We start from the raw sequence: 13,813 nt of genomic DNA on the forward strand, positions 1-13,813 counted from the left end.
TACAACAAGCCCGCCAATCGGCGGGCTTGTTGTATCCGGGGGGGATCAATCAGCCGAGGCATTCTTCAGCGAGATCTGTTCATTCAGGGTCCAGAAGTCGTAGAGCACGCCGATCAGGAACAGGCCGCCAGTGAGCAGGTAGATGATCCCGCTGATCCACTTGTCCTGGTACATGCGGTGCACGCCGAATACCCCGAGGAAGGTCAGCAGGATCCAGGCGACGTTGTAGTCGATATCGCCGGCGGTAAAGCGCAGATCGGCCTCGCGATCCATCGAGGGAATCAGGAACAGGTCGATGATCCAGCCGACGAACAGCAGACCGAGGGTGAAGAACCAAATGGTGCCGGTCACCGGTCGGCCATAGTAGAACCGGTGCGAACCGAGAAAGCCGAAGATCCACAGCAGGTAACCGATGACCTTGCTGTGGGTATCCTGTTTTGCGCCCACGCCCTGTACCTCCCGTTGCAATGCCCGGTCGACGAGCCCGCGGACTCGTCCGCCATTCGCGCGCGATGAGAAGCCCGCATGCGGGCCTCGTCACGCGAACCCGCTCAGCGGAAAATCCGCCCCGGATCCTCCTCACCAGCCTCCAGCGACAGGCCTTGGGACAAGCTCGTCAGGTGTTCGCCATCGGACTCGGAGCCGAGCTTGATCAGCAGGCGCAGGTCGTTGGCCGAGTCGGCGTAGAGCAGCGCGTCCTCATAGGTGATCTCGCCCTGGGTGTAGAGGTTGTACAGCGCCTGGTCGAAGGTCTGCATGCCCAGGTCGGTGGAACGCTTCATCAGGCCCTTGAGTTCGTGCACCTCGCCCTTGCGGATCAGGTCGGCGGCCAGCGGGGTGTTGATCAGCACCTCGATCACCGCGCGGCGGCCTTTGCCGTCCGGAGTCGGGATCAGCTGCTGGGCGACGATCGCCTTGAGGTTGAGCGACAAGTCCATCCACACCTGGTTCTGCCGGTCGGCGGGGAAGAAGTTGATGATCCGGTCCAGCGCCTGGTTGGCGTTGTTGGCGTGCAGGGTCGCCAGGCACAGGTGACCGGTCTCGGCGAAGGCCACGGCGTGGTCCATGGTCTCGCGGGTACGCACCTCGCCGATCAGGATGACGTCAGGTGCCTGGCGCAGGGTGTTCTTCAGCGCCACCTCGAAGGACTCGGTGTCGATGCCGACTTCGCGCTGGGTGACGATGCAGTTCTGGTGCTGGTGGATATATTCGATCGGGTCCTCGATGGAGATGATGTGGCCGCTGCTGTTCTTGTTGCGGTAGCCGATCATCGCCGCCAGCGAGGTGGACTTGCCGGTCCCGGTGGCGCCGACGAACAGCACCAGCCCGCGCTTGGTCAGCGCCAGCTTCTTGAGGATTTCCGGAAGTTTGAGCTCGTCCAGGGTCGGGATGGTGGTCTCGATCCGGCGCAGCACCATGCCGGCCAGATTGCGCTGGTAGAAGGCGCTGACCCGGAAGCGGCCGATGCCGCGAGCGCTGATGGCGAAGTTGCACTCGTGGTTCTCGGCGAAGTCGCGGCGTTGCTGCTCGTTCATCACCGCATGCACCGTCTCGCGGGTCTGCTCCGGCGACATCGGGTTCTTGGTGACCGGCATGATCCTGCCGTTGACCTTCATCGACGGCGGCACGCCGGCGGTGATGAACAGGTCGGAGCCGCCCTTTTCGACCATCAGGCGCAGCAGTTTCTCGAATTCCATGGGGGTCTCGCTCACGCGCCAGCAAACAAGGGGCCGAAGGCGCGCGTGTCTCGCCCCCGGCCTGGAGCCCGCTCCGCCTCACGGCGGGGCGGGACAATCCGCTTAGAAGGTGTCCGGGTTCTTGGACTTTTCCCGGGCAACCTCGCGACTGACCAGACCCTTGGCCACCAGGCCCTTGAGACAGGCATCGAGGGTCTGCATGCCCAGCGAGCCGCCGGTCTGGATCGCCGAATACATCTGCGCCACCTTGTCCTCGCGAATCAGGTTACGAATCGCCGGGGTGCCGATCATGATCTCGTGGGCGGCCACCCGACCCCCGCCGGTCTTCTTCAGCAGGGTCTGCGAGATCACCGCCTGGAGGGACTCGGAGAGCATCGAGCGGACCATGGATTTCTCCTCGGCCGGGAACACGTCGACCACCCGGTCGATGGTCTTGGCCGCCGAGGTGGTGTGCAGGGTGCCGAACACCAGGTGACCGGTCTCCGCGGCGGTCAGCGCCAGGCGGATGGTCTCCAGGTCGCGCATCTCGCCGACCAGGATGATGTCCGGGTCTTCGCGCAGCGCCGAGCGCAGGGCCTCGGAGAAGCCCAGGGTGTCGCGGTGCACCTCGCGCTGGTTGACCAGGCACTTCTTCGACTCGTGGACGAATTCGATCGGGTCTTCGATGGTCAGGATATGGTGATACTTGGTCCCGTTGAGGTAGTCGAGCATGGCCGCCAGGGTGGTCGACTTGCCCGAGCCGGTCGGCCCGGTGACCAGCACCAGGCCGCGTGGCACGTCGGTGATCTTGCGGAACACCTCGCCCATGCCCAGGTCTTCCATGGTCAGCACCTTGGAAGGAATGGTGCGGAATACCGCGCCGGAACCACGGTTCTGGTTGAAGGCGTTGACCCGGAAGCGCGCCACCCCGGGCACCTCGAAGGAGAAGTCGGTCTCCAGGAACTCTTCGAAGTCCTTGCGCTGCTTGTCGTTCATGATGTCGTAGATCAGCGCATGCACCTGCTTGTGATCCAGGGCCGGCAGGTTGATCCGGCGCACATCGCCGTCGACGCGAATCATCGGCGGCAGACCAGCAGAGAGGTGCAGGTCCGACGCGCCTTGCTTGGCGCTGAAGGCAAGCAACTCAGTGATATCCATGGGACTCCCTAATGACGGTAGAATGCCGCGAACGCAGATTGGCCGGGGCTACAGAGCGCGAGTAATGTCCACGATAGCAGAGAATATTGCAAAGGTCGGAGCGCGCATCCGTGAGGCGGCGCAAGCCTCAGGACGCGATTATGCGACCATCGGTCTGCTCGCGGTGAGCAAAACCAAACCCGCCGCGGCGGTGCGCCAGGCCCATGCCGCCGGCCTCCTCGACTTCGGCGAAAACTACCTGCAGGAAGCCCTGGAAAAGCAGCGCGAACTGAGCGACCTGCCCCTGACCTGGCACTTCATCGGCCCCATTCAGTCGAACAAGACCCGAGCCCTCGCCGAGCATTTCGCCTGGGTGCACTCGGTCGACCGGCTGAAGATCGCCGAACGCCTGTCCGCCCAACGCCCGCCGCAGCTGCCACCGCTGAATATCTGCCTGCAGGTCAACGTCAGTGGTGAAGCCAGCAAGTCCGGCTGCAGCCCGGAAGAACTGCAGGCCCTGGCCCAGGCAGTCAGCCGCCTGCCCAATCTGAGACTACGCGGCCTGATGGCCATTCCCGAACCAACCGACGACCCGGCGGCGCAACACGCCGCCTTCGCCCGCCTGCGCCAATTGCGCGACGGCCTGGGCCTGGGGCTGGACTGCCTGTCCATGGGCATGAGCCACGACCTGGAGGCAGCCATCGCCGAGGGCGCGACCTGGGTGCGCATCGGCACGGCCCTGTTTGGTGCACGCGACTATACCTAGACGCCGTTCTACTCGACTCGCTATAGAAGGAAACCTCTAATGAGCACTCCCCGCATTGCCTTTATCGGTGCCGGCAACATGGCCGCCAGCCTGATCGGCGGCCTGCGCGCCCAGGGCGTCGAGGCCAGCGCCATTCGCGCCAGTGACCACGGCGCCGAACAGCGCACCAGGATCAGCGCAGAACACGGCATCGAAACCTTCGCCAGCAATGCCGAGGCCATCCAGGGCAGTGCCGTCATCGTCCTGGCGGTCAAGCCCCAGGTCATGAAGGCCGTCTGCCTGGAGCTGGCCGAGCACCTGGCCGACGGCCAGCTGATCGTCTCGATCGCCGCTGGCATCACCTGTGCCAGCCTGGAAGGCTGGCTCAGCCAGGCCGGCCAGGCTTCCCCCGCCATCGTGCGCTGCATGCCCAATACCCCGGCACTGCTGCGCCAGGGCGTCAGCGGCCTGTACGCCAACGCCCGGGTCTCGGCCGAGCAACGCCGGCAGGCCGAGCAGCTGCTCGGCGCCGTCGGCCTGGCCCTGTGGCTGGACGAGGAGCGCCTGATCGACGCGGTCACTGCGGTATCGGGCAGTGGCCCGGCCTACTTCTTCCTGCTGATCGAGGCCATGACCGCCGCCGGCGAGAAGCTCGGCCTGCCGCGCGACATCGCCGCCAGGCTGACCCTGCAGACGGCACTGGGCGCCGCCCACATGGCGACCGCCAGCGACGTCGACGCCAGTGAACTGCGGCGCCGGGTGACCTCGCCGGCCGGCACCACCGAGGCCGCGATCAAGACCTTCCAGGCCGGCGGTTTCGAAGCCCTGGTCGAACAGGCACTGAACGCCGCCGCCCGCCGCTCGGCGGAGCTGGCCGAACAACTGGGCCAATAAGGAGCGATAAGATGATCGGACTCAATACCGCAGCGGTCTACATCCTGCAAACCATCGGCAGCCTCTACCTTCTGGTGGCATTGCTGCGCTTCATCCTGCAACTGGTGCGCGCGGACTTCTACAACCCGCTCAGCCAGTTCATCGTGCGCGCCACCCAGCCGCTGCTGCGGCCGCTGCGGCGGATCATCCCCAGCTTCGCCGGCCTCGACCTGGCTTCGCTGGTGCTGGCGATCCTGGTGCAGCTGCTGCTGATGGCGCTGACCCTGATGCTGATGGGCTTCGGCGTCGGCAACCCGGTGCAGCTGCTGGTCTGGTCGGTGATCGGCGTCACCGCGCTGTTCCTCAAGGTGTTCTTCTTCGCCCTGATCATCAGCGTGATCCTGTCCTGGGTCGCCCAGGGCAGCCACAACCCGGCCGTGGAACTGATCAACCAGATCTGCGAACCCCTGCTGCTGCCGATCCGGCGCATCCTGCCGAGCATGGGCGGACTGGATTTCTCGCCGATCGTGGCGTTCCTGATCCTCAACCTGATCGACATGCTGGTGATCCGCAACCTGGCGGTGATGACCGGCATGTACCAGGGCCTGAGCCTGGCGGTCTGAGCTTCGCCCGTCCATGAGTTTCTACCGCTGGGACGGCGAGGACCTGGTCCTCGCCTGCCACCTGCAACCCAAGGCCAGCCGCGACGAATTCGCCGGGCTGCACGGCGAGCGCCTGAAGATCCGTCTCAGCGCGCCGCCCGTGGACGGCAAGGCCAATGCCCAGCTGCTGGCCTTCCTCGCCGCGGAGTTCGCGGTCAGCAAGCACCAGGTCAGCCTGGAAAGCGGCCAGCAGAGCCGCCAGAAGCGCGTTCGCATCAAGCGCCCGGCACGCTTGCCCGAGTGTCTCGAACTGACCATTCGGCCTTGCTGAGCGACCTTAGGGCGGGACTGTGACAGCGGCCAATTGACGCCCCCTCCGCTACCGGCATAATGCCGGCATCCCGCGCGACGACGCGACAGCGGCAACCGCCGCCCATTCGCCGACATCCCTTGCGCACAGCCGCGCACTGCCCGCCCGGCAGGCACCCAATGGAGAGCCAGGATGAGCATGGAACGTCTCGGTCAGCAGGTCGATGCCTATGTCGCCTGGAAGCGCGAGCTGATACGCGAGATCACCCGCTATCGCAGCTGGCTGGCGAGCAACCGGCTCAACTCCGATGCGGTCGAGGCCAGGCTCGAGCGCGCCCTCAAGCTGCTGCGCACCGACCACATCACCCTGGCCTTCGTCGGCGAGTTCTCCCGCGGCAAGACCGAGTTGATCAATGGCCTGTTCTTCTCCGAATACGGCCAGCGCATGCTGCCCTCCCAGGCCGGGCGCACCACCATGAGCCCCACCGAGCTGTTCTTCGACCCCCGCTCGGCCCGCCCCTATATCCGCCTGCTGCCGATCGAGACACGCAGCACCTCGACCAGCATCGCCCAGTTCAAGCGAGTACCTCGGCACTGGGTCAATATCCCGCTGGACACCAGCGACCCGGCCAACATGGCCCTGGCGTTCGCCCAGGTAGCCAAGACCAAGCCGATGCCGGTCGAGCAGGCGATTGCCCTGGGCTTTCACCCCGACATGCTGGAGGGCGCCGGCAAGCCCGGCCTGGTGCTGGTGCCGGCCTGGCGCCACGCCCTGGTCAACTTCGATCACCCGCTGCTGCGCCAGGGCCTGCGGATTCTCGACACCCCCGGCCTGAACGCCTTGGGCAGCGAACCGGAACTGACCCTGTCGATGCTGCCCAACGCCCAGGCGATCTTCTTCCTGCTGTCGGCCGACAGCGGGGTCAGTGCCAGCGACATGGCCATCTGGCAGCAACACATTCGCCAACTCGACGAGGGCGCCCCCACCTGCCTGTACGCCGTGCTGAACAAGATCGACGTGCTCTGGGACGACCTGGCCGGCGAGGCCTTCGTGCAACACAGCATCCGCCAGATCCAGGCCGACACCGCCCGCCAGCTCGGCCTGCTGCCGGACGAGGTGCTGCCGCTGTCGGCCAAGCAGGCGCTGCTGGCCAAGGTGCGCAAGGACCAGCGTCTGCTTGCTCGCAGCCAGATGGCCCGGCTGGAAGACCTGCTCTGCGAACGCCTGGTCGCGCAGAAGGAGCAGCTGCTCGAGCGTAGCGTGGTCAGCCAGGTATTGGCGCTGCTGCACAACAGCCAGCAGGCGCTCAGCCTGCGCCTGGACAAGGTCAAACAGCAGCAGGCGCTGCTCAGCGACCATCAACAGGACAACGGCCAGCTGCTGTTTGAGCTGACCGCCAAGACCAAGGAAGACCACAACCAGCACCACAAGCGCCTGCTCGGGCTGAAGACCAACCAGCGCCTGCTCAAGCGCCAGGGCGAGCTGCTGCGCAACGCCGTGCGCCCCGAACGCCTCGACGAACACCTGCGCAAGGTGCGCCAGAACCTCACCGGCAGCTGGACCACCCTGGGCATCAACCAGGCGATCCTGCACTTCTTCCGCGCGCTGGAGCACGACCTGGACAGCCTCGGCCACGAGATCGAGATGGCCAACACCATGGTCGCCGCCATCTACCGCCGGCATAACCAGGACAACCCGCTGCACGGCGTCGACGCGCCGCAATTCAACCTCGAGCGCTACCGCCGCGAACTCAAGCTGCTGCAGGGCAAGGCCGACCAGTTCCGCCGGCACCTCAAGACCCTGCTCACCGAGCAGCGCAGCCTGACCCGGCGCTTCTTCGCCACCCTGGTGCAGGAAGTGATCGGCCTGCACCAGCGCCTGCGCCAGGAGGCCGGACAGTGGTCCGGCGAGGCGCTGATGCCGCTGATTCAGCACAGCCTGGAACACAAGCAGCTGCTGGAGACGCACATGCTCAGGCTCAAGACCCTGGCCCAGCAGACCCAGCAGAGTCGCGCGCGCAGCCATCAACTGGCGCGCTACTGCGCCGAGCTGGAGCGCCAGCTGGGCGAGGCCGGCGAGATGCTCCGCGCCCTGCGCCGGCCGGCCCCGATCCAGCGTCAGGGCAAGGTGGTCCAGCTGCCGGGCATGACCCGTGCGCAGAGCATCGGCGAGTAGTCTGAGCAGACCGCCAGACGCCCCGCTCAGGCCCGGCGCCCTCGTGCTTGCCGCACGGGGCGGCGCTCTTTAGACTGCTGGACTTTCCTTTTCTACCCCTTTCGCGAGCAGGGCCGATGCCGACTGCCTTTCCCCACGACTCCGTAGGCCTGGTCACCCCCCAGCTGCTGCAGTTCGCCGAGCCGCTGGCGCTGGCCTGTGGGCGCAGCCTGGCCGACTACCAGCTGATCTTCGAGACCTACGGCGAGCTCAACGCGGCGCGCAGCAATGCGGTGCTGATCTGTCACGCGCTGTCCGGCCACCACCACGCCGCCGGTTACCACAGTGCCGAGGACCGCAAGCCGGGCTGGTGGGACAGCTGCATCGGTCCCGGCAAGGCCATCGACACCAACAGGTTCTTCGTCGTCAGCCTGAACAATCTCGGCGGCTGCAACGGCTCGACCGGACCGTCCAGCCTCAACCCGGCGACCGGCAAGCCGTACGGCGCGGATTTCCCGGTGATGACCGTGGAAGACTGGGTACACAGCCAGGCACGCCTGGCCGACGCCCTGGGCATTGCGCAATGGGCCGCGGTGGTCGGCGGCAGTCTGGGCGGCATGCAGGCCATGCAGTGGACCATCAGCTACCCCGAGCGTGTGCGCCACTGCCTGGCGATCGCCTCGGCGCCCAAGCTGTCGGCGCAGAACATCGCCTTCAACGAAGTGGCACGTCAGGCCATTCTCACCGACCCGGAATTCCACGGCGGGCATTTCCAGGAACAGGGGGTGATTCCCAAGCGCGGTCTGATGCTGGCGCGCATGGTCGGCCACATCACCTACCTGTCGGATGACGCCATGGGCGAGAAATTCGGCCGCGGCCTGAAGAGCGAGAAGCTCAACTACGACTTCCACAGCGTCGAGTTCCAGGTCGAGAGCTACCTGCGCTATCAGGGCGAGGAGTTCTCCGGCCGTTTCGACGCCAACACCTACCTGCTGATGACCAAGGCGCTGGACTACTTCGACCCGGCCGCCAGCCACGACGGCGACCTGGCCAAGACCCTGGCCACGGCCACGGCGGACTTCTGCGTATTCTCCTTCACTACCGACTGGCGCTTCTCGCCGGCGCGCTCGCGGGAGATCGTTGACGCCCTGATCGCCGCGCGCAAGAACGTCTGCTACCTGGAGATCGATGCCCCCCAGGGTCACGACGCCTTTCTCATGCCGATCCCGCGTTATCTGCAGGCCTTCAGCAGCTACATGAACCGAATCGCAGTATGAGGCAGCCATGAGAGCCGATCTGGACATCATCCAAGAATGGATCCCCGCCGGCAGCCGGGTGCTCGACCTCGGCTGCGGCGACGGCGAGCTGCTGGCCTGGTTGCGCGAACACAAGCAGGTCAGCGGCTACGGCCTGGAAATCGACCCGGAGAAGATCGCCCAGTGCGTCGGCAAGGGCGTCAACGTCATCGAGCAGAACCTCGACAAGGGCCTGGGCAATTTTGCCAGCGCCAGCTTCGACGTGGTGGTGATGACCCAGTCGCTGCAGGCCCTGCACTTCCCCGACAAGGTGCTCGCCGAAATGCTGCGGATCGGCAAGACCTGCATCATCACCTTCCCCAACTTCGGCCACTGGCGCTGCCGCTGGTACCTGGCCAGCAAGGGACGCATGCCGGTCTCCGACTTCCTGCCCTACACCTGGTACAACACGCCGAACATCCACTTCTGCACCTTCGCCGACTTCGAGCGCCTGTGCCGCGCCCAGCACGCCAGGGTCATGGACCGCCTGGCGGTGGATCACGAGCATCGCCACGGCTGGGCCAGCCGAATTTGGCCTAATCTGTTAGGTGAGATTGGCATCTACCGGGTCAGCGGCCCCAGCGCCGTGGAGTTGCAGGGCACCCCATGAGCCCCTGCCCTCCGCCCCCACCTTCAGGAGAACCGTTATGCGTCGCCTCGCCCTAGTGTTTATCGCCCTGTGCCTTAGCCTGCCGGCCCTCGCCGAGCGCAAGCAGAGCTTCGGCGACCTGGATGTACATTACAGCGCCTTCAACTCCAGCTTCCTGCAGCCGGAAATCGCCTCGGCCACCGGCCTGGTGCGCAGCAAGAGCCAGGGCGTGGTGAACATCGCCGTGCTCAAGGCCGGCCAGCCCAGCAGCGCCAGCGTCGAGGGCGCGGTCAAGAACCTGATCGGCCAGAGCTACCCGCTGAAGTTCAAGCAGGTCACCGAAGGCTCGGCGATCTACTACCTGGCGCAGTTCCCCTTCGAGGGACGCGAGGTGCTGCGCTTCACCATCAATGTCACCGCTGAGGGCGGCACCGCCCACAGTTTCGATTTCAGCCAGGAATTCTTCCCCGACGAATGATGCCGCTCACTCAACTCGTACTCGCCAGCCATAACGCCGGCAAACTCAAGGAACTCCAGGCCATGCTCGGCGACGCGGTGCAGGTCCGTTCGGTCGCCGAGTTCAGCAGCGAAGAGCCGCACGAGAGCGGCCTGACCTTCATCGAAAACGCCATCCTCAAGGCCCGTCACGCCGCCCGCGTGTCCGGTCTGCCGGCCCTGGCCGACGACTCCGGCCTGGCGGTGGACTTCCTCGGCGGCGCCCCCGGCATCTACTCGGCGCGCTATGCCGATGGCCAGGGCGATGCGGCGAACAACGCCAAGCTGCTCGAGGCGCTCAGGGACGTGCCTGATGATCGGCGCGGCGCCCAGTTCGTCTGCGCCCTGGCCCTGCTGCAGCATGCCGAGGACCCGTTGCCGATCCTCTGCGAGGGCCTCTGGCACGGAAGCATCCTGCATGAGCCCCGGGGCGAGCAGGGCTTCGGCTACGACCCGCTGTTCTGGGTGCCCGAACGCAACTGCTCCAGCGCCGAGCTGCCGGCGATCGAGAAGAACCGACTGAGCCATCGCGCCCGCGCGATGGCGGTGCTCAAGCAGCGGCTGGGACTGGCATGAGCCCGGCCACGCACGGGGGCTTCCACCTGCCCCCGTTGGCGCTCTATATCCACATCCCCTGGTGTGTGAAGAAGTGCCCCTACTGCGACTTCAACTCCCACGCCGCCGGGCCGCAGCTGCCGGAAGAGGACTATGTGAAGGCCCTGCTGGCCGACCTGGACGCCGACCTCGCGCATGTCCACGGCCGCGAACTGAGCTCGATCTTCTTCGGCGGCGGCACCCCCAGCCTGTTCTCGGCCGGTGCGCTCGGTCGTCTGCTGCAGGGCGTCGAACGGCGCGTACCCTTCGCCGCCGATATCGAGATCACCCTGGAAGCCAACCCGGGCACCTTCGAGCAGGCCAAGTTCCGCGACTACCGTGCGCTCGGCATCAATCGCCTGTCGATCGGCGTGCAGAGCTTCCAGGCGGCCAAACTCAAGGCCCTGGGCCGCATCCACGATGGCGACGAGGCCATCCGCGCCGCCGACATGGCGCGCGCCGCCGGTTTCGACAACTTCAACCTGGACCTGATGCACGGCCTGCCGGAGCAGTCGCTCGAAGACGCCCTCGGCGACCTGCGCACCGCCATTGACCAGGGGCCGGCCCACCTGTCCTGGTACCAGCTGACCCTGGAGCCGAACACGGTGTTCTGGAACCAGCCGCCGAGCCTGCCCGAAGACGACTGCCTGTGGGATATCCAGGAGGCCGGCCAGGCGCTGCTGGCCGAGCACGGCTACGGCCAGTACGAGGTGTCGGCCTATGCCCGGGCCGGCAAGGCGGCGCGGCACAACCTCAACTACTGGACCTTCGGCGACTTCCTCGGCATCGGCGCCGGCGCCCACGCCAAGCTCAGCAGCCCGGCCGGCGTCATCCAGCGCAGCTGGAAGACCCGCCTGCCCAAGGACTACCTGGATCCGAGCAAGCGCTTCAGCGCCGGGCAAAGGGTGCTCACCGCGGACGAGCTACCCTTCGAGTTTCTCATAAATGGGCTGCGCCTCACGGACGGCGTCGCCGCCGAGTTGTTCACTCAACGCACCGGCCTGCCGCTGAGCCAGCTGGCCGAGGCCCGCCGCCAGGCCGTCGAGCGCGGCCTGCTGCACGGCGACCCGGCACGCCTGGCCGCGACCCGCGAGGGCCAGCTGTTTCTCAACGACCTGCTGCAGTATTTCCTGCCCTGAGCGGCAGCCCTGCATCTCGCTAAGGACCCCGAATGGATCTGCTACTCGACCTGATCGCCACCCTGTCGCGCTGGAGCCGCGGCCACCTGTACGACATCTCCCTGGCCATCATGGCCACCCTGTTCGTGCTGTTCGGCCCGGGCATCAACGCCTGGGTGCAGCGCACCATCGGCAACCTCAACTTCTTCCTGCGCACCCTGATCTTCGTGCTGGTCTGCGCGGTCGGCTATGGCCTGGCCATGGTCTTTCTCACGCCCTTACTGTCTCAGGGCCTGGGCCACTTCAACAACTACACCCTGGCGCCGGTGCTGTTGCTGGTGTTCTTCCTGATCGGCGTACTGGCCGACCGCACCTAGCGGCGCTAGGCACCGGCGAAGCGCTGCAGCTGCATCTCGCGCAGGCGGCTGAGGGTGCGGCGGAACGGGAAGGCCAGGTAGCCCTCGGTGTACAGCTCATCCAGCGGCACCTGGGCCTCCAGGTACAGCGGCACGCGGCGGTCGTAGCACTCGTCGACCAGGGCGATGAAGCGCCGCACGCCATCGTCGTGGGGCGCCAGCGCAGGCAGCTGGCGATCGCCGGCGGCCACCCGCTCGACCCCATCCTCGGTACCGCGGGCGATCTTCGCCGGCCGCTGGCGGCCGCCGAGACAGGGCACCTCGCTGATCAGGATGGCCGAGAAGCGATCGCACAGGGCGATGAAGTCCAGCGCCGACAGCGGCTGCTCGCACAGCTCGGCGTAACGGCACCAGAGCACCTCGGCACTCTGCCGCACCACCGCCAGGGCGCGCTGGCCGAGCGCCAGCGCGGCGCCCGATGTCGGCTTCCCCGCCGCCAGGCGCTCGAACAGCGCCGTGGCCGTACTGGCCTGACCGGGGCCGGTCACCCAGTAGCGCTGCCGGGCCACGCCAGGATGCAGGCGGTGGTCCTGGCCGCCGTCGATGGCGACCACCCGCATGTGCCGCTCGATCGCGGTGATCGCCGGCTGGAAACGCTCGCGATTGAAACCCTCGGCGTACAGCTGCGACGGCGGCTGGTTGGACGTGGCGACCAGCACCACCCCCTGCTCGAACATCGCCCGCAACAGGCGGCCGAGGATCATCGCATCGCCGATGTCGCTGACGAACAGCTCGTCGAAACAGAGCACCCGCACCTCGTCGGCCAGTTCGCGGGCCAGTGCCTGCAGCGGGTCGGCGGTACCGGTCAGCTGGAACAGGCGGCGATGCACCCAGCTCATGAAGTGATGGAAATGCTGACGTCGCGCCGGTACCCGCAGGTTGTGGTGAAAGCGGTCCATCAGCCAGGTCTTGCCGCGCCCCACCGGGCCCCAGAGATAGACCCCGCTTGGCGGCTGACCGCCCTGCCGGCGCAGGGCCTGATAACAGTCGTCGAGCGCCTGCGCGGCGCGCCACTGCGCCGCATCCGACTCGAAGCCCTGCTGCTCGACGGCCTGTCGGTAGGCCGCCAGCGGCGATAACACGTCCATACAGCTGCTTGAACCACCGAATCGGAAACTGGGCCGGCAGTTTACCCCGTGCTCGCCCGGACGCGGCAGCGGTCAGTCGGGTGCCATCACTCCTTGCGGCTCGCCTGTTCGCGCCGACGCCTGAGGAGGCGACGCAACAGACTGTGCACGACCACGCCGGAGACTATCGCCAGTAACACCCACTCCTCGTACCGCTTGAGGTCGGCGAACAGCCAGTGCAGCGTTTGCCCGAAGAAGTAGCCGACCCCGGCGACCAGGGGCGCCCAGAGCGCGGCACCCAGCAGGTTGAACAGCACGAAGCGCCAGACCGGCACGCCACTCATGCCGATCGCGATGGGCCCGACCACACGCAAACCGTACATGAAGCGCACGCCGACGATGAGGCCCGCGTGATAGCGCAGCAGCAGCTGCTCGACCCGCCGCACACGCGGCAGCCAACGCGGAAAGCGCCGCAGCAGGGACTCGCCGTAGCGCCGCCCGAGCAAGAAGTAGGCCTGGTCACCCAGGGTACCGCCGACCATGGCGATCACACACACCAGCGGCAGCGACAGATAGCCCTGGTGCGCGGCAAAGCCCGCCAGCAGCAGAACGGTCTCGCCTTCCAGCAGCGCGCCGACGAACACCGCCAGGTAGCCATAGTCGGCAAGCAACTGGGTCAACGACATGCTTCGCCCCCCTATTCGCGCCTGGCGCCGGGCGCCTTCGCCCCTCGGCGTTGAGC

The 13,813-nt window shown here is 66.5% G+C and carries 16 protein-coding genes; 11 read left to right on the top strand and 5 right to left on the bottom strand.

Annotation, left to right across the window (positions count from 1 at the left end):
* Nucleotides 1-45: 45 nt before the first annotated feature.
* The 3 genes from AB5S05_RS07515 to pilT form a co-directional block, all read right to left on the bottom strand.
* Entirely contained in the window at nt 46-447 is a 402-nt protein-coding gene (locus AB5S05_RS07515; protein WP_369286881.1) for an NINE protein, read from the bottom strand.
* A 104-nt stretch (nt 448-551) separates the two neighbouring features.
* Nucleotides 552-1,697: a PilT/PilU family type 4a pilus ATPase gene (locus tag AB5S05_RS07520; protein ID WP_369286882.1), complete on the bottom strand. Its 1,146-nt coding sequence runs from the start codon at nt 1,695-1,697 to the stop codon at nt 552-554.
* Between the two features lie 102 nt (nt 1,698-1,799).
* Nucleotides 1,800-2,834, bottom strand: coding sequence for a type IV pilus twitching motility protein PilT (pilT, locus tag AB5S05_RS07525; RefSeq protein ID WP_369286883.1), 1,035 nt, complete (start codon nt 2,832-2,834; stop codon nt 1,800-1,802).
* Nucleotides 2,835-2,898: 64 nt separating this feature from the next.
* Here pilT and AB5S05_RS07530 point away from each other — a divergent pair, with 64 nt between their 5' ends.
* The 11 genes from AB5S05_RS07530 (at nt 2,899) to AB5S05_RS07580 (ending at nt 11,965) form a co-directional block, all read left to right on the top strand.
* The gene (locus AB5S05_RS07530; protein WP_369286884.1) at nt 2,899-3,579 is read left to right on the top strand and encodes a YggS family pyridoxal phosphate-dependent enzyme; all 681 of its coding nucleotides are present in this window, start codon (nt 2,899-2,901) and stop codon (nt 3,577-3,579) included.
* Nucleotides 3,580-3,618: 39 nt separating this feature from the next.
* Nucleotides 3,619-4,452, top strand: coding sequence for a pyrroline-5-carboxylate reductase (gene proC, locus AB5S05_RS07535; protein ID WP_369286885.1), 834 nt, complete (start codon nt 3,619-3,621; stop codon nt 4,450-4,452).
* Between the two features lie 11 nt (nt 4,453-4,463).
* Nucleotides 4,464-5,054, top strand: coding sequence for a YggT family protein (locus tag AB5S05_RS07540; protein WP_369286886.1), 591 nt, complete (start codon nt 4,464-4,466; stop codon nt 5,052-5,054).
* 13 nt (nt 5,055-5,067) lie between these two features.
* Nucleotides 5,068-5,364: a DUF167 family protein gene (locus AB5S05_RS07545; RefSeq protein ID WP_369286887.1), complete on the top strand. Its 297-nt coding sequence runs from the start codon at nt 5,068-5,070 to the stop codon at nt 5,362-5,364.
* Between the two features lie 171 nt (nt 5,365-5,535).
* Complete coding sequence (locus tag AB5S05_RS07550; RefSeq protein ID WP_369286888.1) at nt 5,536-7,518, top strand: dynamin family protein; 1,983 nt, start codon at nt 5,536-5,538, stop codon at nt 7,516-7,518.
* Between the two features lie 116 nt (nt 7,519-7,634).
* Nucleotides 7,635-8,774 (top strand): homoserine O-succinyltransferase MetX, encoded by a 1,140-nt coding sequence (gene metX, locus AB5S05_RS07555; protein WP_369286889.1) that lies wholly within the window; start codon nt 7,635-7,637, stop codon nt 8,772-8,774.
* A gap of 7 nt (nt 8,775-8,781) precedes the next feature.
* Nucleotides 8,782-9,402, top strand: a complete 621-nt coding sequence (gene metW / locus AB5S05_RS07560; RefSeq protein WP_369286890.1) for a methionine biosynthesis protein MetW — start codon at nt 8,782-8,784, stop codon at nt 9,400-9,402.
* A 37-nt stretch (nt 9,403-9,439) separates the two neighbouring features.
* Nucleotides 9,440-9,859 carry a DUF4426 domain-containing protein gene (locus tag AB5S05_RS07565; protein ID WP_369286891.1) on the top strand — a complete coding sequence of 140 codons (420 nt, stop codon included), beginning with the start codon at nt 9,440-9,442 and terminating at the stop codon, nt 9,857-9,859.
* The gene (gene rdgB / locus AB5S05_RS07570) at nt 9,856-10,452 is read left to right on the top strand and encodes an RdgB/HAM1 family non-canonical purine NTP pyrophosphatase (RefSeq protein WP_369286892.1); all 597 of its coding nucleotides are present in this window, start codon (nt 9,856-9,858) and stop codon (nt 10,450-10,452) included. The genes AB5S05_RS07565 and rdgB overlap by 4 nt, the downstream gene beginning before the upstream one ends.
* On the top strand, nt 10,449-11,609 hold the full coding sequence (gene hemW / locus AB5S05_RS07575; RefSeq protein ID WP_369286893.1) for a radical SAM family heme chaperone HemW: 1,161 nt from the start codon (nt 10,449-10,451) through the stop codon (nt 11,607-11,609). The genes rdgB and hemW overlap by 4 nt, the downstream gene beginning before the upstream one ends.
* Nucleotides 11,610-11,641: 32 nt before the next feature.
* Nucleotides 11,642-11,965 (top strand): DUF3392 domain-containing protein, encoded by a 324-nt coding sequence (locus AB5S05_RS07580; protein WP_369286894.1) that lies wholly within the window; start codon nt 11,642-11,644, stop codon nt 11,963-11,965.
* A 5-nt stretch (nt 11,966-11,970) separates the two neighbouring features.
* Here AB5S05_RS07580 and zapE read toward each other — a convergent pair whose 3' ends face one another.
* Nucleotides 11,971-13,092 (bottom strand): cell division protein ZapE, encoded by a 1,122-nt coding sequence (zapE, locus tag AB5S05_RS07585; protein WP_369286895.1) that lies wholly within the window; start codon nt 13,090-13,092, stop codon nt 11,971-11,973.
* 86 nt (nt 13,093-13,178) lie between these two features.
* Nucleotides 13,179-13,757: a DedA family protein gene (locus AB5S05_RS07590; RefSeq protein ID WP_369286896.1), complete on the bottom strand. Its 579-nt coding sequence runs from the start codon at nt 13,755-13,757 to the stop codon at nt 13,179-13,181.
* Nucleotides 13,758-13,813: the final 56 nt, after the last annotated feature.

It is taken from the genome of Pseudomonas zhanjiangensis, assembly GCF_041027545.1.
GTDB classification, from domain to species: Bacteria; Pseudomonadota; Gammaproteobacteria; order Pseudomonadales; family Pseudomonadaceae; genus Aquipseudomonas; species Aquipseudomonas zhanjiangensis.

Coding starts and splice junctions, on each gene's coding strand:
- metW (WP_369286890.1), top strand. CDS start 8,782: ATGAGAGCCGATCTGGACATCATCCAAGAATGGATCCCCGCCGGCAGC.
- AB5S05_RS07565 (WP_369286891.1), top strand. CDS start 9,440: ATGCGTCGCCTCGCCCTAGTGTTTATCGCCCTGTGCCTTAGCCTGCCG.
- AB5S05_RS07580 (WP_369286894.1), top strand. CDS start 11,642: ATGGATCTGCTACTCGACCTGATCGCCACCCTGTCGCGCTGGAGCCGC.
- AB5S05_RS07540 (WP_369286886.1), top strand. CDS start 4,464: ATGATCGGACTCAATACCGCAGCGGTCTACATCCTGCAAACCATCGGC.
- AB5S05_RS07530 (WP_369286884.1), top strand. CDS start 2,899: ATGTCCACGATAGCAGAGAATATTGCAAAGGTCGGAGCGCGCATCCGT.
- AB5S05_RS07545 (WP_369286887.1), top strand. CDS start 5,068: ATGAGTTTCTACCGCTGGGACGGCGAGGACCTGGTCCTCGCCTGCCAC.
- rdgB (WP_369286892.1), top strand. CDS start 9,856: ATGATGCCGCTCACTCAACTCGTACTCGCCAGCCATAACGCCGGCAAA.
- AB5S05_RS07520 (WP_369286882.1), bottom strand. CDS start 1,697: ATGGAATTCGAGAAACTGCTGCGCCTGATGGTCGAAAAGGGCGGCTCC.
- metX (WP_369286889.1), top strand. CDS start 7,635: ATGCCGACTGCCTTTCCCCACGACTCCGTAGGCCTGGTCACCCCCCAG.
- zapE (WP_369286895.1), bottom strand. CDS start 13,092: ATGGACGTGTTATCGCCGCTGGCGGCCTACCGACAGGCCGTCGAGCAG.
- AB5S05_RS07590 (WP_369286896.1), bottom strand. CDS start 13,757: ATGTCGTTGACCCAGTTGCTTGCCGACTATGGCTACCTGGCGGTGTTC.
- AB5S05_RS07550 (WP_369286888.1), top strand. CDS start 5,536: ATGAGCATGGAACGTCTCGGTCAGCAGGTCGATGCCTATGTCGCCTGG.
- proC (WP_369286885.1), top strand. CDS start 3,619: ATGAGCACTCCCCGCATTGCCTTTATCGGTGCCGGCAACATGGCCGCC.
- hemW (WP_369286893.1), top strand. CDS start 10,449: ATGAGCCCGGCCACGCACGGGGGCTTCCACCTGCCCCCGTTGGCGCTC.
- pilT (WP_369286883.1), bottom strand. CDS start 2,834: ATGGATATCACTGAGTTGCTTGCCTTCAGCGCCAAGCAAGGCGCGTCG.